The organism is Clostridium zhoujianii, from assembly GCF_051590805.1.
Taxonomy (GTDB): Bacteria; Bacillota; Clostridia; order Clostridiales; family Clostridiaceae; genus Clostridium.
In genome coordinates this window covers 816,917-840,150 of record NZ_JBPUTF010000001.1, presented here as the reverse complement: position 1 = coordinate 840,150, position 23,234 = coordinate 816,917, and the positions used below count along the sequence as shown (strand labels likewise).

The window sequence follows — 23,234 nt, the reverse complement described above, 5'->3', positions numbered from 1 at the left end:
TGAAACCTTATGGAAATTATAATAACTATAGGAATTGTTGCCCTTGCTGGCTTCATAATTTATAAAAACATAAAGACCTCATCAAAAGGCAATTGCAATTGTGGTACATGCTCTAAGAGCTGTCCATCTAGAAAAGCTGAGGTAGATAAAATAGATTTAGTTAAGTAATATTAAAGTAAAAAAAGGAGAAGCTTTTAAGCTTCTCCTTTTTCATCTTCTTCTACCTTATCTATTTTATCCTCTTCTTCAATTCGTTTTATTAAAACTTTATTTTTCTCCTTAAAATAACTAACCTTTCTTTCATAGAAAATATTAATTGTAGCCATCGTTGGAGATGCAAGTAACATTCCTATAGCTCCAAAATAACCTCCTCCTATCATTACTGCTAGAATAATATAAAAAGGCTTAACTCCAACTTTTTCTCCAATTAACTTAGGATCTAAGTACCAAGCATCAAACTGCTGCAGCGCTAATAAAAACAAGAATATCATTATCGCCATCATCGGTGATACAAATATGCCTATAACTGCCCCTACTAATTCACCTACAAGTGGTCCAAAATAAGGTATCATATTTGTTATCCCAACAATTAAAGCTATTAATATAGCATAAGGTGCTTTAATTATTAATAGTCCTATTAGTGCCATAAATCCAATAATAGCTGAGTCTATAGCTTTAGTTCCAATATATAATCCTATCATCTTGTTGTAGGTTCTAATCCACTCTATAATTTTACTTCCTCTATGTTCTTTAAAAATCATATAAATAAAAGTCTTACTTTCTTTTATGAAACTTTCTTTATCTAGTAACACATAAATTGCTATTAAGAACCCAAAACCAACCTTAACTAAATTAGTAGTTATAGAAACAATGGATGTTATTGATCCTTCAAGCATTCCCACCATAATTGTTCCAACCTTGCTTGATATTACGGACACATAATCTAGTAAACCAGAATCTTTTATTAGTTCATATACATTTTCATTTTTCAAGGAATTATTAATCCACCCCTGAACTACTTCCATGTATTTAGGGACATCCGCTGTTATGGAAATAATACTATCCACGATACTAGGAACTACATATACAAAGGCAATTCCTATTAACCCTGTAATTATCACATAGGTTAAAAGTATAGCAAGTCCCCTCTTCATTTTCAGCTTCTTTTCAAAGAGATTCATAACAGGATTCAATATATAAGCAAAGATTAATGCATATATAAATGGCGATACAATAGATAGTAATTTCTTTATTAGGTCAAAAAAAACACTGTAATTATCTATTAGTTTATATCCTATAACACCTATTAATAAACATATTAAAATATCTTTATATTTAAAATTTTTTCCTAAAAACAATGTTAGACAACACCTCCAAATTAATTTATTAATTATTATATCATAACTTCAACATAATACTCCAATAGCTTATCTTATTTTAAAATTTACCATATTATTTATTGGCTATGTACTAGCATCTTTAATCATAGAACTATAGTTACAATATAGGTACTTTAATTTACCTTTAATGATTATAATAAGATCCTACGGATTGGAGTATATTAACAAAAGAGATTCTACCTAAGCAGAATCTCTTTTATATTTAAGTTACATCTTCTCAACTACATCTAAACCAATTAAATCTAATCCATTCTTTATAACTTGACAAGTAGCCTCAACTAACTTTAATCTTGTAGCTTTTAATGATTCATCTTCTAAGTTTAATACTGAATGAGCATTATAGAACTTATTAAAGCTCTTAGCAACTTCTATAACATATCTTGTTAATATTGAAGGCTCTAACTTATCTATAGCTAGAAGTATTTGTTTATTAAAGTTTTCTAGAGTCTTAACTAATTCAAATTCTTCCTTTGAATTTAACTTACTATAATCAACTTCTCCTGTAACTCCTTCTGCCCTTCTTAATATACTCTTAGCTCTTGCATATGAATATTGAACATAAGGACCTGTTTCACCTTCAAATGAAAGTATTTCCTTCCAATCAAAAACTATATCCTTCTCTCTTGAATTCTTTAAGTAAGTAAAGATAACGGCTCCAACACCGATCTTCTTCGCTACTTCTTCTTTATTTTCTAAATCTGGATTCTTTTCATTTATAACTTCTAAAGTCTTATCTACTGATTCTCTTATTAGGTCATCTAATAATACAACCTCACCCTTTCTTGTTGAAAGCTTTCTATCAGCAAACTTAACCAATCCAAATCCTACGTGTGTACAATCCTTAGCCCATTCATGTCCTGAAAGCTCTAATACCTTAAATACTTGCTTAAAGTGTAATGCTTGTGGTGAACCAACTACATATACACTCTTATAGAAGTCATAAGTCTTCTTTCTATACATAGCAGCTGCTAGATCTCTTGTAGCATATATAGAAGCTCCATCCCCCTTTAATACGATACATGGTGGCATATTGTAATCTTCTAGCATTACAACTTGTGCTCCATTACTTTCAACTAATAAATTCTTATCCTTTAATTCTTGAACTACTACATCCATCTTATCATTGTAGAAGGCTTCTCCAGCAAATGAATCAAAATCTACACCTAAGATTCCATATACTCTTTCAAATTCCTTTAAGCTTAAATCTCTAAATCTAGTCCATAAAGCTTGTGCCTCTGGATCTCCATTTTCAAGGGCCTTAAAGTAAGCTCTTCCTTCATCTTCTAATGATGGGTCCTTTTCAGCTTCATCATGGAACTTAACATATATTCTTAATAGCTCATCAATAGCATTCTTTTCTAATGCTTCTTCATCAACCCATCTATGATAAGCAGATATTAACTTACCAAATTGAGTACCCCAGTCACCTAAATGGTTTATTCCAACTGTATTATACCCTTCTTTTTTGAACATCTTATATAGTGCATTCCCAATTGCAGTTGAGAATAAATGTCCAACGTGGAAAGGCTTAGCTATATTTGGTGAGGAATATTCAACACATACATTCTTTCCTTCTCCTACAGTTGAAGCACCATAGTTGTCTCCTTCTGATAATACCTTTTCTATAGTATTCTTAGTAAAATCACCTTTATCAGCAAAGAAGTTAACATAAGGTCCTAAATTTTCAATTCTTTCAAAACCTTCTTTATCTAACTTTTCACTTAATTCTTGAGCTATCATATTAGGTGCTTTTCTCATAACCTTTGCTAATTGGAAACATGGAAATGCAAAGTCTCCCATTTCTGGTCTTGGTGGAATTTCTATTAATTGCTCTATTTTTTCAATCTCTAAATCAACCTGTTCTTTAATTAATTTAGCAACTTTCTTTTTGTAATCCATAATGATCCTCCTCTAATTTTGAAAATAAAAAAACCGCCTCTATAAAAAGAGACGGAGTAATCCGCGGTACCACTCTAATTGCAATAAATGCCACTCAAACTAATAACGCAATCTCTTGCGGCATACCCTACTCATTTCAGGCTGCTTCTCCAAGGCTCTCTTCTACTTAACCTATTCACAGGGCTTACACCATCCCCCACTCGCTTACAAATTAGCTAAATATACTTTCCTCTTCATCGAAATTTCTATATTATTCTTCTATACATTATACATAATAATAAGTTTTTATGTCAATATGCAATTTTCATAACAAATACTTAATTTACTGTAGTATAATAGTAACAACAATTTAAATTTATAAATGACTTAAGGAGTTAATTATGAACAGGGTAGGAGTAATAGACATTGGTGCTAATTCAGTAAAATTTATGCTAACAGAAGTAGAGGAGGATGGCTATTTTCGAATAATAGATGAGTTAACCTCTTCCCTTAGGCTTTGTTATGATTTACTTGATGGGGATGAAATTTCAGATAAAAAAATAAATGAAACTATATCCACATTAAAAACATTTAAATCATTATGTTCAGTTTCAGGTGCAAATGAAATAATTGCAGTTGCAACTGATGCTTTTAGATTTGCAAGGAATAAAGATACCTTTATACAGAGGATCAAAGAAGAACTAGGTATAGATGTAGTAGTTCTATCTGCAGAAGAAGAAGTATATTATAACTATTTAGGTGTTATTAACAGTATATATTTTAATAATTCATTACTAGTTGATATTGGTGGTAGCTCTACTCACCTAGCTTGGATTATTGATGGAGATATAAAAGAAAGCGTAACTTTGCCTATTGGTACTGTAAATCTTACATATAAATATAATCTTCAGGATAGAATTCTTAAAGAAGATTTAGAAGATGCTATAACACATGTACAGGATCAGCTTAATTCTTTAGATTGGCTAAAGGAGGGTAAATTTGATTCTGTTATTGGAGTTGGTGGAACTCTACGTTCTCTTGGAAAAATTAATAGACTAAGAACTAGGTATCCTTTTGATATTAGTCATAATTATATAATGTCAGATTTAGACGTCCATGATGTATATAATTTAGTTAAGTGTAAAGACCTAAAGCTTAGAAGAAAAGTTGAAGGTCTATCCTATGAACGTTCAGATATTATTGTAGGTGGTTTGGCTATATTTAGCCAAATTATTGATGTTGTTCATAACCAAAGTATCATTATTTCTGGCAGAGGCTTACGTGAGGGTATTATGTATGAATATATAAATACTCATACTAATCCTATAACTGATATTTTAGATTATAGTATAAATGGAATATTGGAGAGTCTTAATATAAATAAGTATCATGCTAAAAATGTTTATTGGCTAAGTACAGAGCTATTTGAAGCCTTTAAACCCCTACATCATCTTAGTAATGAATATGATCATATATTAAAGACTGCTGCTATGCTTCATGATTGTGGTATTAATATTGACTACTATAACCACCATAAACATACTTTCTATATTATACTAAATTCTTATTTTAACGGATTAACTCAAAAAGAACTATTGTTAAGTGCTGCTGTTGCTGCATCCCATAGAAATAATAGTTACCATTTACCATTGCCTCAATTCTGTTCAATAATAAATAAATTAGATTTAAAGATAATAGCTGAGTTGGGCGTAATAGTTAGGATTGCAGAAAGCTTAGACAGAAGCTTAGAAGGTGCTGTTAAAAAAGTAAATGTTATTATAAATGATGAGGATGTAACTATACAAGTTTCCTCTCAGCTAGATTTGGATTTAGAAATAAGACAAGCTTTACGTTGTTCTTGTAAATTCAAAGAAGTATATAATAAAAATTTAATTGTAGAAAAAGTTGAATTTTAAAATAAAAGCGTGGATATGCCACGCTTTTACTTATTGATTAAGTTATAACCCTCTAGATACTCTATTATAATAAAGTTGCTGTTAAGCACATAGTCTTCATGCCTAAGCCTGTAAATTTAGTTTCATATTCAGTCATTATATTATTTTCAAAATCAGAATTATGTAGGTCGTATGTAATGAAATCTATTCTAAAACCACATTCTTTAAAGTATTCCTGTGAATCATTAAATAAATCTGTATCATCGGTTTTAAACCATACTTCTGAACCTGGCTTTAGGAACTTCTTATACTCAGTTAAGAATCTTGTATGAGTTAATCTTCTCTTATTATGTCTATCTTTTGGCCATGGATTACAGAAGTTTATATATAACTTTTCTATTTCATCCTTTTCGAATAAATCTGCAATAAAGCTAATATTTAAAGCTACTAATCTTGCATTAGCCACCTCTGCCTCCTGTACGTTTCTTAAGGCACATACTAATACTTCATCTTTAAGATCTACTGCCACATGGTTAATATTAGGATATCTAAGACAATTTTGAGTAAGGAATCCACCTCTTCCACAACCTAATTCTAAGTGAATAGGATTATTATTACCAAACTCTTCTTTCCACTTTCCTTTTAAAGCTGTAGGTTTTTTTATAAAAAGTTTGCTATCCTCTAATTCTGGTCTAGCTCCCCAATTCTTTCTTAATCTCATATTTACATCCTCCTAAGTTAGAAAATTAATCCTAAAAGGCTACTAACAATAGCCATTATAGTTTTCATTATAAATTTTACTGGAACCATTATAACATTTGATCCAACTAATAGTATACCTAGTAAAATAATATTTTGATATCTATACAAACTCTCTTGTATATTATAAAATAGATTTGGTTTTATATCTCTTAATATAGCAAAGCCATCCAAGCCTGGTACCGGTAATAAATTGAATATAAATAAACTAATATTTATAGAAAATACTGCCCACAATACCTCTACTAAAACCCTAAATACACCTATCGGCAATATTTCAGTATTTGCTTGCATTACTACCAATAATCCGTATATTAAGCATCCTAAAAAACCTAATACTAAATTTGCTAAAGGTCCAGCTAGTGTCACCTTTAAATCATCTTTATAATAGTTCTTATAAGCTGAAGGATTAGTTTGTACCGGTTTTGCCCACCCAAATCCAACTAATAATATAAGAAGAGCCCCTAATGGGTCAATATGCTTTATTGGATTTAATGTAAGTCTACCTTGGAATCTTGGAGTTTTATCACCTAATCTATCTGCCATCTTTGCATGAGCATACTCATGAAAGGTGAATGCTAATACTATTGCAGGTATTATATATAGTTTGTCTAATATATAGTCCATATTATCTCTCCATTCTAACTTTTATTATGTGAGTGGTATTATACCATAAAATAAGCCCTAAGGCATATAGCCTCAAGGCTTTAATATCTATTTTTTATCTTTCACTTCTTCCTTCTTATCTACATCAGATAAACTTTTTATGAATAACTTACCATTACTTGAACTACATATTATCTTATCTGTTAATTGAATAAACATTCCCTCATAGGAAATTGTATCACCAGTAGTTAAATTAGTTATCTTACCTTCAAGGTTATCATTTATCATAATCTCACTCTTTGAATTTACATGTATATCTTCTGGATTCTTCGATTTCTCTAAAGTCACAGTAGTCCATGATGAAGTATTCACATCTGCTTTACCGTATATTATCTTACTTATTTTATCCTCTACCATTTCTCCCATATAGATGTTATCATTATCATCTACGCTTAAAAGAGTTAGGTTTTTAGAATTATTAAATTTTAATTTATTAAGCTTCATATTTGTATATCTGTAGAATGTTTTATCTAAAGCATTTTCATAAACTAATTCATCTTTGTGCTGGAATACTTTCATACCACCAAAATTAGCAACTTTAGATGGAAGTTCTCTCTTCTTATCATTTATATCAATTCTATATATTGTGGAATTAAATCCACCTCTACTTACACTAACATACTTTGTACCACTACCTGAAGATACTATACTATCAATTTGCATCCCCTTCTGATAAGTACATAGTTCGTTAATAACTGGATTAATTGTTCCTGTTCTTGGATTATATGTGACTACCCTAATAATATTTGACCCTGAATCACCCTTTACTTTTTCCCCTATAATTAAATAGTTATCTTTGGGCAACCATGAGCTATAAATAATCTCTGCTCCCTTATCTACTAAAACTTCTTTTGTTTCTGAAGTCTTAGTATTAACTAACATAAGCTTATCTCCTTCTTTGTAGGATACATATCTTCCACTATAAGCAGAACTTACTTCTGTGGCACTTGTTGGAACATTTATACTTACTGCTTCCTTCTTTACTGCCTCAACCTCCTTCACCTTAAAATCAGATGAATGTTGAAACACTACTTTATCTAGAAATAATAAACCTGCCAGTTGCATCATTATTGATAGCATAGCCCAGGTAATAACCTTCTTAAACATGTTCATTTTACTACCTCACTTTCTACTTTACTATAAATGCTGATGCTATTGGTCTTTCACCACTTGTATTTGATGGTTCATTTATAACCTCACCATCATAATACATTGTTGTGGATCTTCCTCCATCAAGAAGCATTGCAGTAACACATTGTAATTCATACATTACTTCTTGAGCTTCCTTTACAGTAGCTGCTATTCTTGTTGCAGGTATCTTTGAATCTAAAGCAACCAATATTATTGAACCATCTGCACGTTGACCTATCATTGTCTTAGGTGAGGTCCCTAAACCACCATCTCCTGAAATTGGTCTCATTCTACCATTATAAATTAATACTGAACTGCCTCCATTAGGCAATCCAAAGCTTAAAGCATCTGTAACCCCTTCTTTTAATAATTCATCATAAGTAAAATCTCCTACGATTAATTTTCCATCTTTATTTATTGCTGCTACTGGTTGCTTTCCTTTAGTTGCACTATTATTCATATCTTTACCTTCTGATATCAGTATACCTGATGGAATACCTCCATTTGATGTCCATTCTTCTGCTCCCTGCTCATCTGTAAAGGCTCCTCCATTAATTGCAGCTATAGCATCATAATTTTCAGCTATCCTTGATGTAGATTCACCCATCGTCCCAATTTTTGAACTCACTCCAACCTTTACTCTCTTTGGATCTTTAACTATAAGTACATGACCTATAAATTTAGCTCCATTTTTTCCATCTAAAGTTTGTTCAATAATTGTATCATCTCTTCTTGTAGGAATATTTATAAGATTTAAATCTTGTTGTCCTAACTCCCCCTGTGATTCATTACTTCCTATAATTTCTGCAATTTTCTCATCAGATAAGAACATTGTTGCTAACCACTGATGACTCATTGTTCCCATAGCTGACCCTACATAAGTTCTTTTTGCTTGTTCAAATGGTCCATATAAAAGAACAAAAGGAGCTGTTGCTGCTGTAAAAACTATCATAAATACTAAAAATCCCAAAAACATTTTCCAACTAAATTTTCGCCTTTTTTTATTATTTTTATTTACACTTTTCTTTTCTATCTTTTTCATTTTATCCCTCTCCATACCAAACCTATAAAGTAATCAATTTATTAATTAGTCTGACTAATTATATAATTTATCAAGTATAAATTCAATAAAAGTAACATTATTTTAAACTTTTCCCAATTTATTCTCACTTTTGTGAGGAATAGACACCTTTTTCTATTATACTTCTATTTTTTCTACTTGTAAAACCATAATATTACTATATCTAATATTTCGCAATAATATCTCGTGGTAATAGACGCTTAAAATAATCCAGTTAAGTTATGGTATAATTATCTAATAATCATACATAACTAAGGAGATTAAAATGGATATAGATTTAATTAAAATGTTAAAAGAATCTGGTGATTATATTTCTGGTGAAGAGATAAGCAAATCATTTGGTATAACACGCTCCTCTGTGTGGAAACATATTAAAGCTTTAAAAGAGCAAGGATATAATATCGAAGGTATTTCAAGAAAAGGATACAAACTAATATCATCACCAGATTTATTATTAAGCACTGAGATTTCTGATAAATTGTCTACTTATTTTATAGGCCATAATATTGAATATTTTTCTGAAGTACAATCAACAAATGAAACTGCTAAGAATCTTGCTGTTGATGGTTTTAAAGATGGAACTATAATAATTGCAGAAGAGCAAAAAGGCGGAAAAGGTCGACTAGGTAGAAATTGGTCTTCTCCCAAAGGTGGTATCTGGTTATCAATAATTCTTAAACCTAATATTGAACCTATCCATGCATCTAAAGTTACGCAGATAGCTGCTGCTGCTTTAGTTAATGTTTTAAGGTCAATGGATATTAATGCATTAATTAAATGGCCAAATGATATCTACATAAATTCTAAGAAAGTCTCAGGTATATTAACTGAAATGAAATGCGATATGGATAGAATTAATTATTTAATTGTTGGTGTAGGTATAAATGTTAATCTAGATGAATCTGATTTAAATGATGAAATCAAAGGCATTGCTACTTCCTTAAAAATCGAAGGAAGTAAATACTATAATAGAGTTGAACTTTTAACCTTATTCTTAAAAGAATTTGAAGACCTGTACATGGCTTTTGTAAATGATAACGACTTATCTAAAGTATTATATACATGCAGAAAGCACTCGATGTTATTGAAAAAAGAGGCTTATCATGTAACCTCTAGAGGAACGGAAGCTGTTACTTGTCTTGGTATTAATGATGAAGGTGAGCTTACTATTAGAGATAGTAATGGTATTGAGAAAAGCGTTATAAGTGGAGAGATTACTTTCAGAAAATAATTTCTCTAAATGTTCTACTAAACTATAGATGTAATGTAATCTAGAACAAGGACTCTCATTTCTCTTTTCAGGTCTACTAGCTCTTCTAGAGGTAGCCTTCCAAGAAATATGAGAGTCCTTGTTCTTATTTTATATATATTTAAATTTCACCATATCCTAAGTTTACATCACATTCATAATTTCATACATCCTTAGTTGAAATCATGCACTATAATAATCTTATTCCATTTTCTTCACATAATCTATGGTTCTTCTCATCCCATACAGAAGATTGAACTTCTCCAATATGTGCTTTTCTTAAGAAGTACATACATATTCTTGATTGTCCAATTCCTCCTCCTACAGTATAAGGAAGCTTTCCTTCTAAAAGTAGCTTATGGAATTCTAATTCCCTTCTGTCATCACAGCCTGTCTTAGCTAATTGTTCATCTAAAGCTTTTTCATCAACTCTTATCCCCATTGATGATAATTCAACAGCTTTATCTAAAACTGGATACCAGAATAGGATGTCTCCATTTAACTTCCAATCATCGTAGTCTGGAGCTCTTCCATCATGCTTTTCTCCTGAATTTAGTAAATCACCTATTTTCATTATGAATACAGCACCTTCTGCCTTACATATAGCATCTTCTCTTTCCTTTGGTGTAAGATCAGGGTATCTATCCTCTAACTCTTGAGTTGTTATAAAATAAATTTCCTCCGGTAATTCCTTATTAATAGGTATTAAATTATCACATACATAGGTTTCAGTCTCCTTAAAAACTTTATATATTGTTTTAACTATATCCTTTAAGGTAGCCTCTGTTCTATCTTCTTTTGATATAATCTTTTCCCAATCCCACTGGTCTACATATACTGAATGAAGGTTATCTAAATCCTCATCCCTTCTTATAGCATTCATATCAGTATATAATCCTTTTCCTATAGGGAATCCATATCTATATAAGCTTAGTCTTTTCCACTTAGCTAGTGAATGTACTATTTCTACATACTCATTAGTAGCCTTTAAGTCAAAACTAACTGGTCTTTCAGCCCCACTTAAGTTATCATTTAATCCTGTTTCTGCTCCTACAAATAATGGTGCAGATACTCTAATTAAATTAAGGTTCTCTGCTAAGGTTTTTTCAAAAAAGTCTTTAATCTTTTTTATGTGAATTTCTGTCTCTATTAGTGTTTTTTCGCTTTTATATCCTTTTGGGATTATTAGCCCTTCTATTTCCATTTTTTCTCCCCCTTAGACTCTATCCAATTGCTATCATTTCTAAGACTCTCGCTTTTTATATCCGGTGATAAGCGCCTGGATTGGTTCTTCTATGTTTCAGATGTAGTAGATATTTCTTTTAAGAAAAATTCCATTTGATACTAAGAATAACTTTATAGAAATAATTATATCAAATTCTAGAAAAAAACAAAGCCTTTATTAGTTATTTTCTAATAAAGGCTTTAAAATTAATTTAAATTTTACATTGTTCAAGATGTCCTTTTAATATATCAGCAGACTTCTTTAGCTTTTCTTCCTCATCCTTGCTTAATGGAATTTCTATAACCTTAGTAGCACCTTTTGAATTTACTACACTTGGTATAGCTAAGTAAATATCATTTATTCCATATTGTCCTTCAAAAAGACTAGATACAGTAAGAATACTGTTTTCATCTCTAAAGATAGCTTCTACAATTCTATTTATTGCAAGACCAACAGCAAAGTAAGTGGCCTTCTTCCTCTTAATAATTTCATAAGCTGCGTTCTTAACGTCTTCTTCAATTACTCTCTTAATATCATCATCCCATTCAAATTCAGATTTAGATACATAGTCTTCAAACTCATCTACCCCTATTCTTGCCTTACTCCATGTAACTACTTCACTATCTCCATGTTCTCCAATAACATATCCGTGAATATTATTATTGTTAACATTGAAGTACTTTCCTAGTACATATTTTAATCTTGAAGTATCTAAAACTGTACCTGAACCTATAACTCTTTCCTTAGGGAACCCTGATAATTTATAAGTTATATAAGTTAGTACATCAACTGGATTTGAAACTACTAACAAAATTGACTCAGGGCTTAGCTTAGCTAGTTCTGGAACGAAACCTTGGAATATTTTATAGTTTTTATCTATAAGATCTAATCTTGTTTCTCCCTCTTTTTGCCCTGCTCCTGCTGTAATAATTATTATATCTGAGTCTTTAGTTTCACTAAGACCACCTGCATATATATTAACTGGTTTTACAAAGGATGTACCATGAACAAGGTCCATAACTTCCCCTAATGCTTTATCCATATTTATATCATAAATACATATTTCTGTTGCTATCCCACTATTCATTAATGCATAGGCTGTTGTAGCACCTACAAACCCTGCTCCGACTATTGATATTTTTCTTTTTCCTTCATGAATCATAATAGACCTCCTCAAAATAATACAGTTACATTTCTATTTTTCCATTTGTACTATATTTTATCCATACTTTATATTAACATTATATTCTAAATAATAATTATTATCAACTATTTTCTGGTAATCTCTTAATTCATATGCTTTTTATTTATTTTTTCTTTTAACAAATTTTTATCTTTTCCTCTATTTATACACAAACTAAAAATATAATAATATTATTAAATTTTTATATTTACATCAAACTATTAAAAGTTTAATATAATTATTATGATTATTTTAATCTGAAATTGGAGGAGAAAGATGGATATAAATATTATAGGTGTTCCTATGTTCTATGGTTGTGATAGACCTGGAGTTGAAGAGGGGCCAGACACCCTTAGAAAGAATGGACTAGTTGATTTATTCAGGAAGGAACATACGGTTACTGATTTAGGTAATATTTCGGTACAAGATATATCCTCTGAGGATAAATTCTCTAATAATATAAATATGAAGTACATAAAAGAAATACTAAGAATAAATGAAAATTTAGCTGAATCTGTATACACATCATTAGATCACAATAAGCTACCACTTGTAGTGGGTGGAGACCATGCATTAGCTCTTGGAAGTGTTGCTGGATCAGGCAAATATTTTGGACAAGATTTTGGTGTTATTTGGGTTGATGCACATGGTGATATAAATACTGATTCTACTTCCCCTTCCGGTAATGTTCATGGTATGCCTCTTGCTGCATCAATGGGAATCGGAAATAGTATGTTAACTGAATTATTCTCTAAGGATATAAAGGTTAATTCAGAAAATGTATTTATTTTAGGTGCTAGAGACCTTGACGAAGGAGAGGTTAATCTAATTAAAGAAAAAAACTTACACGTTTGGACAATGAATGATATAAAGGAAATAGGTCTTATTAATTGTCTAGATGAACTAAAAGCAAAAGTTAATGAAAAAAATATAAACAATATTCATTTAAGTTTTGATATCGACTCTATCGACCCTTATTTCGTTCCTGGGACAGGTACACCTGTAGATGACGGATTATCATTAGATGGTGGTAAAGAGGTTATTAGGAACCTCCTAGGTACTAATAAAATAAAGTCAATTGACTTTGTAGAATTTAATCCTAATTTAGATGATACAGATAAAACATTAAATAATTGTATTTCACTATTAGAGGAGATTAGTGATTCTCTATAGTTATTAAGACTTGAAATATGTTATAATTGCATTATTGTTTTTATTTTGACTGGAGGAATTCTAATGAAGTTATTAATATTTGATACAGAAACAACAAGTTTAAAACCTGGACATATATGTCAGTTAAGTTATATTACAATTGATGCATCTGCAAAACCACAAGTTACTAAAGGAAAGAATCTTTTCTTTACTGTTGATGAAATGGATCCTGCTGCTGAGGCTATACATGGATTTTCATTAGAAAAGTTATATGATCTTTCAAATGGAAAATATATCGAGGACTCTTTAGAAGACTTTATTTCAGATTTTGAAGCTGCTGATTTTATTATAGGACATAATGTTAATTTTGATATACGTTTCCTTAAAATAGAATTAGAAGGAATGTGCATTGATTATGAACCAAAGAATGTTTTCTGTACAATGCAATATTATAGAGATATTTGCAGAATACCAAAAGCAAATGGTGAAATTAAAAATCCTAAATTAGAAGAGGTTATTAATTTCCTTAATATTACTAAGGAACAAATCACTAAGAAGGCTGATGAGTTATTCCAAGGAAGTGGTGACTATCATGATGCTAGATTTGATACAACCGCTACTTACCTTCTAATTATTGAAGGATTGAAAAAAGGATATATTCCAAGAGGATACTTTACTGAAAAATTAAAATAAACTTTAAGTTAAAGGTTGTACATTTATTTTTTATGTACAACCTTTAACTTTTACTTTATATTATATTTATTACTAAGTTCAATTCTTTCTTTAACAGTTGGATGATCATAGGCTAACCATTTATATAAATTATCTACATCTACAGGAATCAAATTTGATTTTATAAACTTAATTTCTAAGGCACCATTTGTATATTTATCATTAGTAAGTTCCATAGCAAACACATCTGCTTCTACCTCTATTTTCCTTGAATAGGAACTATTTAATGGCGTTAGCAATAATCCTATAAGATTTAATGCAAATATAATCAGTGGAATATTATCTATTACCCTATAATCTTTTCCTTTATACTTTCTCATAATATTATGAAGTACTAATAGGGTTAACATGGTTGTCAATGAAGATATAAGAATGGACATTGGAATATGATTCAACTTATAGTGTCCCATCTCATGTGCTGCTACTGAGAGTATTTCATCCTCACTTAATCCCTTAAGAGTTGTGTCCCAAAAGACTATTCTTCTACTATTATTAATTCCTGTCATATATGCATTCATAGAATTTGTTTCTCCACTTTTGGGTATTACCATTACTTCTAGATTGTCAATACCAGCTTCCTTAGATAAGACTAATATCTTTTCTTTTAATTCCCCATCCTCCATAGCTATTAAATCATTTTTCATTTCATCTATATATGGATATAGGTAATTGGATATTAATGAGCATGCTATTAATACTGTTGCCACATAATAATACCATCTTTTAGATTTAATATATAATATATATACCACCATTACTACGGGTAATGCTATTGTTAAATCTAAAAGGCTATCTATAAAATATCCCTTAAAGAACTCTAAAAATGTTGCATTACTTAAACCAACTAACCTAGCTCTATAAAAAGCACTAAATAATATCTTTGGAAAGATTAATACTTCTGTAAATAAGGAGTATAAAAGACATATAGCTCCACCTTCTATTATCTTATATTTGAAATTCCTTCGTTTTATTATCCCTACCCCATCATAGCAAAAGAATAGTAATGGTATAATTAGTCCAATAGTCAATCCACTAAAAAAATACACTCTAGAAAATTGATAATTAGCCTCAACCTTTGCTGGTATTTCTGGTATCTCTATCTTTCCCTCTTCTACCTTAATCTCTACATTAATTTCACTTTGTAATGCCTCCTTATTCTTATATTCCAAAAACATTGTTATGGAAAATAAAAATATAAATATAAGTGCAAATGCTAATAAACCTCTTAAAAGAAACTTTTTCATCTAATCTCCTCCATCCCTTATTAGTATATTTTATCTCTCTTAAAAATATATCAAAAATTTCCTTGTAAACATTTAACTTAATTTATTGAGATAATTGTAACTTTTGATTTTTTTATGTATAATAGATGTAGGATATACGGGAGGACTTATTATGAATTATAAAACTAAAAACGCAAGAAACGCACTTATAACATTAATTTTATTAACTACAGGTTTTTATTTCTTCTTTATGAAGCTTTGGTTAGCACTAATAATTAGTGTATTCCTTACAATTACTATGTTCTTTACACCTAGTAAAATTGAAAAAGCTAAAAAGAAGGCTGAACAACAAGAAGCTGCTATTACTAAGGATGTAAATCCAAAGGAAATCAGTGATGATGACCTTAATAATTTAGATCTAAACAATGTTGAAGGCTTTAATATTGATGAAAATAAAAAGGATGCTAACTAAGCATCCTTTTCTTATTTAATAAGATCTTTATATCCTTCACAAATCTTTTTATCCATTGCTGGAACTCCATCTAATGGATACTTAATGCCTAAGCTTTCATACTTGTTAATACCTAGAAGGTGATATGGCAAAAGCTCTACCTTTTCTACATTTGGAATATCCTTTATGTATTCATTAAACTTTTTAATATGTTCTTCTCCATCAGTTATACCTGGTACTACTACGTGCCTTATCCACATCTTTGTATTGTTCCTTTTCATTGCTTCTAAGAAGTTTAAAGATTCATCTATTTCCATAAGAGTAATATCTTTGTATCCCTCTCTTGTAATGTGTTTTATATCGAATAAAACTAAATCTGTATACTTAAGAATTTCATCATAGTCACCAAAACCATAACCAGATGTATCTAGGCAAGTTCTAATCCCTTTGTCCCTGCATAATTTAAGTGTCTCTAAAAGGAATTCCGGCTGTCTCAAAGGGTCTCCCCCTGAAAATGTTACTCCCCCTCCACTTCTTTCAAAATAGCTTCTAAATCTAGCTATTTTATTTACAAGCTCCTCTGGAGTATATTCTTCTCCTCCATTAGGCGTCCATGTATCTGGATTATGGCAGAATTTACACCTTAGTGCACATCCTTGAAAGAATACTACTACTCTTATTCCTGGTCCATCTACAAGCCCCATTGATTCAATTGAATGTATATTACCTTTAACCATCTTATCCCCCGCTTAAATAAAATCTATGTATATTTCTATTATTTCTAATTACCTATATCTATACTATAGTACATATCCTCTAAATATAAAAGAGGTATAAGGAAGACTTTCTCCCTATACCCCTATAAACTATATTATAAACTTTCGTGGAATGTTCTGCTTATAACTTCTAATTGTTGTTCTCTAGTAAGTCTGTTGAAGTTAACTGCATAACCTGAAACTCTTATTGTTAATGTTGGATACTTTTCTGGATTTTCCATAGCGTCCATTAAAGTTTCTCTGTTTAATACATTAACATTTATGTGATGAGCTCCTTGTACAAAGTATCCATCTAAGATTGATGCTAAGTTATTAATTCTTTGCTCTTCATCTTTTCCTAATGCTTCCGGAACTATTGAGAATGTATTAGATACACCATCTTGACATATTCCATTGTAAGGAATCTTTGCTACTGAGTTAAGTGATGCTAATGCTCCATTTTCATCTCTTCCATGCATTGGGTTAGCTCCTGGTGCTAATGCTTCTCCTGCTTTTCTTCCATCTGGAGTAGTACCAGTTTTCTTACCATACATTACATTTGATGTAATTGTTAAAGCTGATAATGTGTGGATAGCATCTCTATATAATGGGTGTTTCTTAAGTTCTGATGAGAACTTAGTAACTAATTCTACACCTAAGTCATCTGCTCTATCATCATCATTACCGTACTTAGGGAAATCTCCAACTGTTTCGAAATCAACAGCTATACCTTGTTCATTTCTTATTGGCTTAACCTTTGCATACTTAATTGCTGATAATGAATCTATAGCAACTGAAAGACCAGCAATACCAAATGCCATTAATCTTTCTACATTTGTATCATGTAATGCCATTTGTCCTGCTTCATAAGCATATTTGTCATGCATATGATGAATTATATTCATTGTATCAACGTAGATTTTTGCAACATACTCTAAAACCTTATCGTAGTTAGCTTTTACCTTATTGAAATCTAAAACGTCCCCTTCTAATTCTTCTATTCCAGGTACTACTAAAGTTCCCTTCTTTTCATCTCTTCCACCATTTATAGCATATAATAATGATTTAGCAATATTTGCTCTAGCTCCAAAGAATTGCATTTGCTTACCAACCTTCATAGCTGATACACAACAAGCAATAGCGTAGTCATCACCATATATTGGTCTCATAACTTCATCATTTTCATATTGGATAGCATCTGTCTTTATTGATATATCTGCACAGAACTTCTTAAAGTTTTCTGGTAAACTTGGTGACCATAAAACTGTAAGGTTAGGTTCTGGTGCTGCACCTAAGTTAATTAATGTGTGTAAATATCTATATGAGTTCTTTGTTACAAGAGCCTTACCATTGATACCCATACCACCAATTGATTCTGTTACCCATGTTGGATCTCCACCAAATAATTCATTATATTCAGGAGTTCTTAAATGTCTAACTAATCTTAATTTAATAATAAATTGATCTATCATTTCTTGAGCTTCTACTTCAGTAATAACTCCAGCTTCTAAATCTCTTTCTATATACACATCTAAGAAGTTAGAAGTTCTTCCTAAAGAAGTTGCAGCTCCATTATTTTCCTTAATACCAGCAAGGTATCCAAGATATGTCCATTGAACAGCTTCTCTTGCATTAGAAGCTGGCTTTGATATATCACAACCATATTTAGATGCCATTGATTTAATTGCTTGAAGTGCTCTTATTTGCTCATTTACTTCTTCTCTTTTTCTTACTAGCTCATCAAGCATATCACCTTTAAGTTCTTCTAAATCTTTCTTTTTATCTTCTATTAAATAGTCAACACCATAAAGAGCTATTCTTCTGTAGTCACCTATAATTCTTCCTCTACCATAAGCATCTGGAAGACCTGTTAAAAGACCTGCAGATCTTGCTGATCTTATTTCAGATGTATAGGCATCAAAAACTCCTTCATTATGAGTTTTTCTATACTTAGGGAATTGATCATTTATAGTCTCGTCTAGTTCATATCCATATTCCTTTAATGATTGATGTACCATTCTAAATCCACCAAAAGGATTAACTATTCTCTTAAGTGGTGCATCAGTCTGAAGTCCTACTATAACTTCATTATCCTTATCTATGTATCCAGGTTCGTAATTATCTATTCCTGATACTCTATCTGTTGCAACATCAATGATACCCTTCTTAACTTCTTCAACTATAAGATTATGGCACTTTGCCCAAACCTTATCTGTCTTTTCTGTAGTCCCTACCAAGAAGCTTGAATCCCCTTCATAAAGCTTATAGTTCTTTTGAATAAAGCTTCTCACATCTATTTTGTCTTGCCAGCTTCCGCCTTTAAAACCTTCCCATTGTTGAAACATAGTTGCCTCCCCATTCTATATAATATTTTTTGGAAAGAGTTTGTTAAATCTTTCTCAATATCATTCTAAAGCATAAATTCAAATTTTGAAAGGATTATTTTTCAAATTCTTCATATTTTCATTATTTTTTCTGATTTTAGGTTGTTTTTAATAAATATTATCCACTTTTCTAAGAATTTCTTGGTCTAATTTCATATTATTATAAATATACATTTTATATTAATTTTTTTAAATTTTTGTGAAATAACTAAATACTATAGATCCTGAATAGTATAATTAGTTCTAAAATATAATAAATATATATTTTCTTAAAAGGAGGGCATAATGAAAAAAATAATATTAAAATGGTTAACTATAGTAATAGTACTATCACTAATCCTACTAGGAATCTATATAGCTCTTAATTACTATAAAACTAATAAGTCTAAAGTAAGGATTGAAAATAACTCTATTACCTCAAGTTTATTAGTTGATAATAACTTCAAAAGTGTATATAGTCCTAAAATTACTTTTGATGATATGTCAATTAGCACAGTTAATAATGTTACTTTAAATATTCTTGAAAAGAATAATATCAAAGATGTACCTATCCTATTAAAAGCTCAAAGGTACTATATTCCACTAAAATACATATCAAATACTTTAGGGTATACTCTTGATGAGTCAAAAGATAATATTAGTTTAAATAATTCTATTCATAATATAGAATTAACCCAAAGTAACTATACCCTAGATTCCCATTCAGGTAGTTTACGTGGAAATTTAATTAAGAAGTTTAATGAAAATTATATTTCAATTTCTGATATAGAAGAGATTTTTGGAATGATTTCAATCTTTGACTTTAGTAAAAATAGCATAACTCTTATTCCTTCAAATGTTACAGAAACAACTCCTCCTTCTCTTGAAGATGGTAAAAATATCGCTTTAATGAGATTTGAAGATTTCACTGCTGGTGATTCTATGTTAGTTGATAAAAATCAAGTGAAGGTAAAAGCTATGGCAGACCTTTTATATTCAAAAGGATTAAAATTCCATGTATCATGGATTCCTAGATTTAAAGCTCCTACTGATAATATTGATAATGATTTACTTAGTAATAATAATATACAGAATGTAGGCTTTGTTAATCTACTAGATTATCTTATTAATAAAGGTGGTAAAATTGGACTACATGGTTACACTCATCAATATGGTGACTCAAGAAGTGCTGTGGGTGTTGAGCTTTCAAAGGATGTAAATAATACTGAAGAGAAAACAAGAAAAGTAATTGAAAACGCAATAGATACAGCTAGCGGACTAAATATACCTACAACCTATTTTGAAACCCCACACTATACAGATACAACTGATCAACAAAAAATAATTGAAGACTATTTCCAACTTATTTATGAGCCCTATGATTACACTAAGAAGAACATCTATAAAACTAATAATAATCTATATATTCCTACCGCCTTAGGTTATGTAGAAAATAATAATTACTCAAATATAACAAATTCTCTTATAAAGAAAGATCCAAAGATACTACAAAGCTTTTTCTATCACCCTTCCATAGAAGTAGATTATATGGACTATAATACTGATAACAATAGACTCAATGTTACCTTTAAGGATAATTCACCATTAAAGAACATAATAAAGGTAATGGAGGAAAATAACTATGTAACTATACATGTAGATGAACTTAAAAAGAAATAAAAGAAAAAGGTCAACTCCATTACATATGCAATGGAGTTGACCTTTTTATAATAACCAAATACTACTTAGCTCCGTATACCTTATAGTACTCTTCTATTCTTCCCTTTATTTCATCATCTATAATTACCTTACCATTAATTTCTTTGTTATATAGATAATCAATGACTTCAGCCATCGTAACTATAGCACAAGCTTTAAAGCCATATTTCTCTTCTAATTCAACTAAAGCTGACTTTTCACCTTGCCCCTTTTCCATTCTGTTAACAGATATCATTAATCCTACTGCATTAACATCTGCTTGTTCCTTAAGGATTGGCATTGTTTCATAAATTGACTTTCCTGATGTAGTAACATCTTCTACTATTAAAACCTTATCTCCATCACTTAGCTTTCCACCTAGTAGTATTCCTGTATCCCCATGATCCTTAACTTCTTTTCTGTTACAGCAATAGCTAACATCAATTCCGTACATATCACTTAATGCCATAGTTACTGTTACACTTAATGGAATTCCCTTATATGCAGGTCCAAAAACTATATTATAGTCATCTCCAAAGTTTTCCTTTATTGCAGCTGCATAATACTCACCTAATCTTTTAAGTTGGCTCCCTGTTTTGTAGTTTCCTGTGTTTACAAAGAAAGGTGTCTTTCTACCGCTCTTAGTTACGAAGTCTCCAAAAGTTAAAACTCCACACTCTATCATAAATTCTATAAATTCTTTTTTGTATCCTTGCATTTTCTCTTCCTCCTAAATAATTCCTACTATTTCGTTAATATCTTTTATTCCTTGAGATTTTAGGAATCCTTCCATCTCTTCTATTATCTCTTTACCTGCCATTGGATTAGCAAAGTTAACTGTTCCTATTTGAATTGCACTAGCACCTGCCATCATAAATTCAATAGCATCTCTTCCACTTGCTATGCCACCAAGACCTATTACAGGAATATCTACAACCTTTGATACCTCGTGTACCATTCTAAGGGCTACAGGCTTTACTGCTGGTCCTGAAACTCCAGCATATACATTATCAAATACCGGCTTTCTTCTATATATATCTACAGCTAATCCTTTAAGAGTGTTTATTAAGCTTAATGAGTCTGCTCCAGCTTCTTGACACTTTAGCGCCATATCTACTATATTCTCAGCATTTGGTGACAGTTTAACCATAAGTGGCTTCTTACATAATTTCTTTATTTCCTTAACAAAATCATGAGCAACATCTGACTTGATTCCATAAGCCATTCCACCGCATTTTACATTAGGACAAGAAATATTAAGCTCTATCATTTGAACTGCTGTATCATTTAATTTTTCTATAGCAGCTGCATAATCTTCAAAGCATCCTCCACCAACATTAGCTATTATATTAGTTCCTAAAGTCTGCATATTAGGTAATTCATTTTCTATAAATCCATCAATACCAGGGTTTTGTAATCCTACTGAATTCATCATTCCTGATGGTGTTTCACATACTCTAACTCCAGTATTACCATCCTTAGGATTAATAGTTAGTCCCTTAGATGATATTCCCCCTAAGATTCCTACATCATAAAAGTTGTTATACTCTGCGCCAAAACCAAAAGTTCCTGAAGCTGCTATAACTGGATTTTTAAAATCTACACCGTTTATATTTACCTTTAACATCCGTCAAACCTCCCTTGGCTTCCTATAACTCTACATAGTATCCATCAAATACTGGACCATCTTTACAAGTTCTCTTATGACCATCCTTAGTCTTACAAGTACACACTAGACATGCCCCTACTCCACAAGCCATATGTTTTTCCATTGAAACATATACCTTAACATTCTTAGCTTTGCACATATCAACTACAGCCTTCATCATTACTTCTGGTCCACAGCATAATACTGTATCATACTCTTCAACCTTTAGGATTTCTGTAACAAATCCCTTGTGTCCATGCTTTCCAGTATTAGTTGTAACTTCTACCTTGTTTGCATATTTACCAAGCTCATCTATTAAGTATATATCATCTCTAAAACCTGCATAAACATCTATAAGACCGCTTTTATTCTTCTCTCTAAGGTTCTTAGCTACTTCTACCATTGGTGCTGTTCCTATCCCTCCAGCTACTATAGCAACCTTCCCTAGGTCCTCTTCTAAATTAAATCCATTTCCTAATGGACCTGTAAGATTTATGTTTTCACCAACTCTAAGCTTTGCAAATTCCTCTGTTCCTGTCCCAACTACTGCATAAAGAAAAGTTATTTTATTCCCTTCCTTTTCACATATACTAATTGGTCTCGGTAATAAAGTTTGTCCATCTAGCTTAAGCATGTAGAATTGTCCTGGCTTTATGTCATTCTCATCTTCGCATACAAGCTTAAATATTCCATCAACAATCTTTTCATTTGAAAGTACTTTGGCCTTTTTATATGTTATGCTCAT

21 protein-coding genes and 1 other annotated feature are annotated in these 23,234 nt (G+C 30.8%); of the genes, 7 read left to right on the top strand and 14 right to left on the bottom strand.

Annotation, left to right across the window (positions count from 1 at the left end):
- Positions 1 to 9: 9 nt before the first annotated feature.
- A complete protein-coding gene (locus ACSYT2_RS03835) occupies positions 10 to 168 on the top strand; it encodes a FeoB-associated Cys-rich membrane protein (protein WP_430855855.1) in 159 nt (52 codons plus the stop codon).
- A 26-nt stretch (positions 169 to 194) separates the two neighbouring features.
- Here the strand turns inward: ACSYT2_RS03835 and ACSYT2_RS03830 are convergent, their stop codons facing one another.
- Positions 195 to 1,358, bottom strand: coding sequence for an AI-2E family transporter (locus tag ACSYT2_RS03830; RefSeq protein WP_430855854.1), 1,164 nt, complete (start codon positions 1,356 to 1,358; stop codon positions 195 to 197).
- A gap of 249 nt (positions 1,359 to 1,607) precedes the next feature.
- A complete protein-coding gene (argS, locus tag ACSYT2_RS03825; protein ID WP_438383599.1) occupies positions 1,608 to 3,299 on the bottom strand; it encodes an arginine--tRNA ligase in 1,692 nt (563 codons plus the stop codon).
- Positions 3,300 to 3,343: 44 nt separating this feature from the next.
- Positions 3,344 to 3,545, bottom strand: a binding site (T-box leader).
- 134 nt (positions 3,546 to 3,679) lie between these two features.
- On the opposite strand from argS, the gene ACSYT2_RS03820 reads away from it, so the two are divergent.
- Positions 3,680 to 5,194: a Ppx/GppA phosphatase family protein gene (locus ACSYT2_RS03820; RefSeq protein ID WP_438383597.1), complete on the top strand. Its 1,515-nt coding sequence runs from the start codon at positions 3,680 to 3,682 to the stop codon at positions 5,192 to 5,194.
- A gap of 64 nt (positions 5,195 to 5,258) precedes the next feature.
- Here ACSYT2_RS03820 and trmB read toward each other — a convergent pair whose 3' ends face one another.
- The 4 genes from trmB to ACSYT2_RS03800 all read right to left on the bottom strand — a co-directional run bounded on the left by trmB (position 5,259) and on the right by ACSYT2_RS03800 (position 8,771).
- On the bottom strand, positions 5,259 to 5,894 hold the full coding sequence (gene trmB / locus ACSYT2_RS03815) for a tRNA (guanosine(46)-N7)-methyltransferase TrmB (protein ID WP_438383595.1): 636 nt from the start codon (positions 5,892 to 5,894) through the stop codon (positions 5,259 to 5,261).
- A gap of 17 nt (positions 5,895 to 5,911) precedes the next feature.
- Positions 5,912 to 6,559 (bottom strand): site-2 protease family protein, encoded by a 648-nt coding sequence (locus ACSYT2_RS03810; RefSeq protein WP_430855850.1) that lies wholly within the window; start codon positions 6,557 to 6,559, stop codon positions 5,912 to 5,914.
- 87 nt (positions 6,560 to 6,646) lie between these two features.
- Positions 6,647 to 7,711 (bottom strand): dipeptidyl-peptidase IV, encoded by a 1,065-nt coding sequence (locus tag ACSYT2_RS03805; RefSeq protein ID WP_430855849.1) that lies wholly within the window; start codon positions 7,709 to 7,711, stop codon positions 6,647 to 6,649.
- A 16-nt stretch (positions 7,712 to 7,727) separates the two neighbouring features.
- Complete coding sequence (locus ACSYT2_RS03800) at positions 7,728 to 8,771, bottom strand: phosphodiester glycosidase family protein (protein ID WP_430855848.1); 1,044 nt, start codon at positions 8,769 to 8,771, stop codon at positions 7,728 to 7,730.
- A gap of 304 nt (positions 8,772 to 9,075) precedes the next feature.
- Here ACSYT2_RS03800 and ACSYT2_RS03795 point away from each other — a divergent pair, with 304 nt between their 5' ends.
- Positions 9,076 to 10,041, top strand: a complete 966-nt coding sequence (locus ACSYT2_RS03795; RefSeq protein ID WP_438383591.1) for a biotin--[acetyl-CoA-carboxylase] ligase — start codon at positions 9,076 to 9,078, stop codon at positions 10,039 to 10,041.
- A gap of 208 nt (positions 10,042 to 10,249) precedes the next feature.
- Here the strand turns inward: ACSYT2_RS03795 and asnA are convergent, their stop codons facing one another.
- Together asnA and ACSYT2_RS03785 are read right to left on the bottom strand one after the other, a co-directional pair.
- On the bottom strand, positions 10,250 to 11,263 hold the full coding sequence (gene asnA / locus ACSYT2_RS03790) for an aspartate--ammonia ligase (protein ID WP_430855846.1): 1,014 nt from the start codon (positions 11,261 to 11,263) through the stop codon (positions 10,250 to 10,252).
- A gap of 232 nt (positions 11,264 to 11,495) precedes the next feature.
- On the bottom strand, positions 11,496 to 12,446 hold the full coding sequence (locus ACSYT2_RS03785; protein ID WP_430855845.1) for an L-lactate dehydrogenase: 951 nt from the start codon (positions 12,444 to 12,446) through the stop codon (positions 11,496 to 11,498).
- Positions 12,447 to 12,743: 297 nt separating this feature from the next.
- Here ACSYT2_RS03785 and rocF point away from each other — a divergent pair, with 297 nt between their 5' ends.
- Positions 12,744 to 13,640 (top strand): arginase, encoded by an 897-nt coding sequence (rocF, locus tag ACSYT2_RS03780; protein WP_438383590.1) that lies wholly within the window; start codon positions 12,744 to 12,746, stop codon positions 13,638 to 13,640.
- A gap of 63 nt (positions 13,641 to 13,703) precedes the next feature.
- Positions 13,704 to 14,312 carry a 3'-5' exonuclease gene (locus ACSYT2_RS03775; RefSeq protein ID WP_430855843.1) on the top strand — a complete coding sequence of 203 codons (609 nt, stop codon included), beginning with the start codon at positions 13,704 to 13,706 and terminating at the stop codon, positions 14,310 to 14,312.
- A gap of 50 nt (positions 14,313 to 14,362) precedes the next feature.
- Here the strand turns inward: ACSYT2_RS03775 and ACSYT2_RS03770 are convergent, their stop codons facing one another.
- Positions 14,363 to 15,595: a M48 family metalloprotease gene (locus ACSYT2_RS03770; RefSeq protein ID WP_438383588.1), complete on the bottom strand. Its 1,233-nt coding sequence runs from the start codon at positions 15,593 to 15,595 to the stop codon at positions 14,363 to 14,365.
- Between the two features lie 151 nt (positions 15,596 to 15,746).
- Between ACSYT2_RS03770 and ACSYT2_RS03765 the strand changes: the two genes are divergently transcribed.
- Entirely contained in the window at positions 15,747 to 16,046 is a 300-nt protein-coding gene (locus ACSYT2_RS03765) for a hypothetical protein (RefSeq protein ID WP_430855841.1), read from the top strand.
- 11 nt (positions 16,047 to 16,057) lie between these two features.
- Here ACSYT2_RS03765 and pflA read toward each other — a convergent pair whose 3' ends face one another.
- Together pflA and pflB are read right to left on the bottom strand one after the other, a co-directional pair.
- Positions 16,058 to 16,762 (bottom strand): pyruvate formate-lyase-activating protein, encoded by a 705-nt coding sequence (gene pflA / locus ACSYT2_RS03760; protein WP_430855840.1) that lies wholly within the window; start codon positions 16,760 to 16,762, stop codon positions 16,058 to 16,060.
- Positions 16,763 to 16,896: 134 nt separating this feature from the next.
- Positions 16,897 to 19,125, bottom strand: coding sequence for a formate C-acetyltransferase (pflB, locus tag ACSYT2_RS03755; RefSeq protein WP_430855839.1), 2,229 nt, complete (start codon positions 19,123 to 19,125; stop codon positions 16,897 to 16,899).
- A 324-nt stretch (positions 19,126 to 19,449) separates the two neighbouring features.
- Between pflB and ACSYT2_RS03750 the strand changes: the two genes are divergently transcribed.
- Entirely contained in the window at positions 19,450 to 20,823 is a 1,374-nt protein-coding gene (locus ACSYT2_RS03750; RefSeq protein WP_438383585.1) for a DUF2334 domain-containing protein, read from the top strand.
- Positions 20,824 to 20,884: 61 nt separating this feature from the next.
- Here the strand turns inward: ACSYT2_RS03750 and pyrE are convergent, their stop codons facing one another.
- From pyrE to ACSYT2_RS03735, 3 genes are read right to left on the bottom strand one after another with little or no spacing between them, the layout of a single operon-like run.
- Complete coding sequence (gene pyrE, locus ACSYT2_RS03745; protein ID WP_430855837.1) at positions 20,885 to 21,559, bottom strand: orotate phosphoribosyltransferase; 675 nt, start codon at positions 21,557 to 21,559, stop codon at positions 20,885 to 20,887.
- A 12-nt stretch (positions 21,560 to 21,571) separates the two neighbouring features.
- On the bottom strand, positions 21,572 to 22,468 hold the full coding sequence (locus tag ACSYT2_RS03740; protein ID WP_438383583.1) for a dihydroorotate dehydrogenase: 897 nt from the start codon (positions 22,466 to 22,468) through the stop codon (positions 21,572 to 21,574).
- Between the two features lie 22 nt (positions 22,469 to 22,490).
- Entirely contained in the window at positions 22,491 to 23,234 is a 744-nt protein-coding gene (locus ACSYT2_RS03735; protein WP_438383581.1) for a dihydroorotate dehydrogenase electron transfer subunit, read from the bottom strand.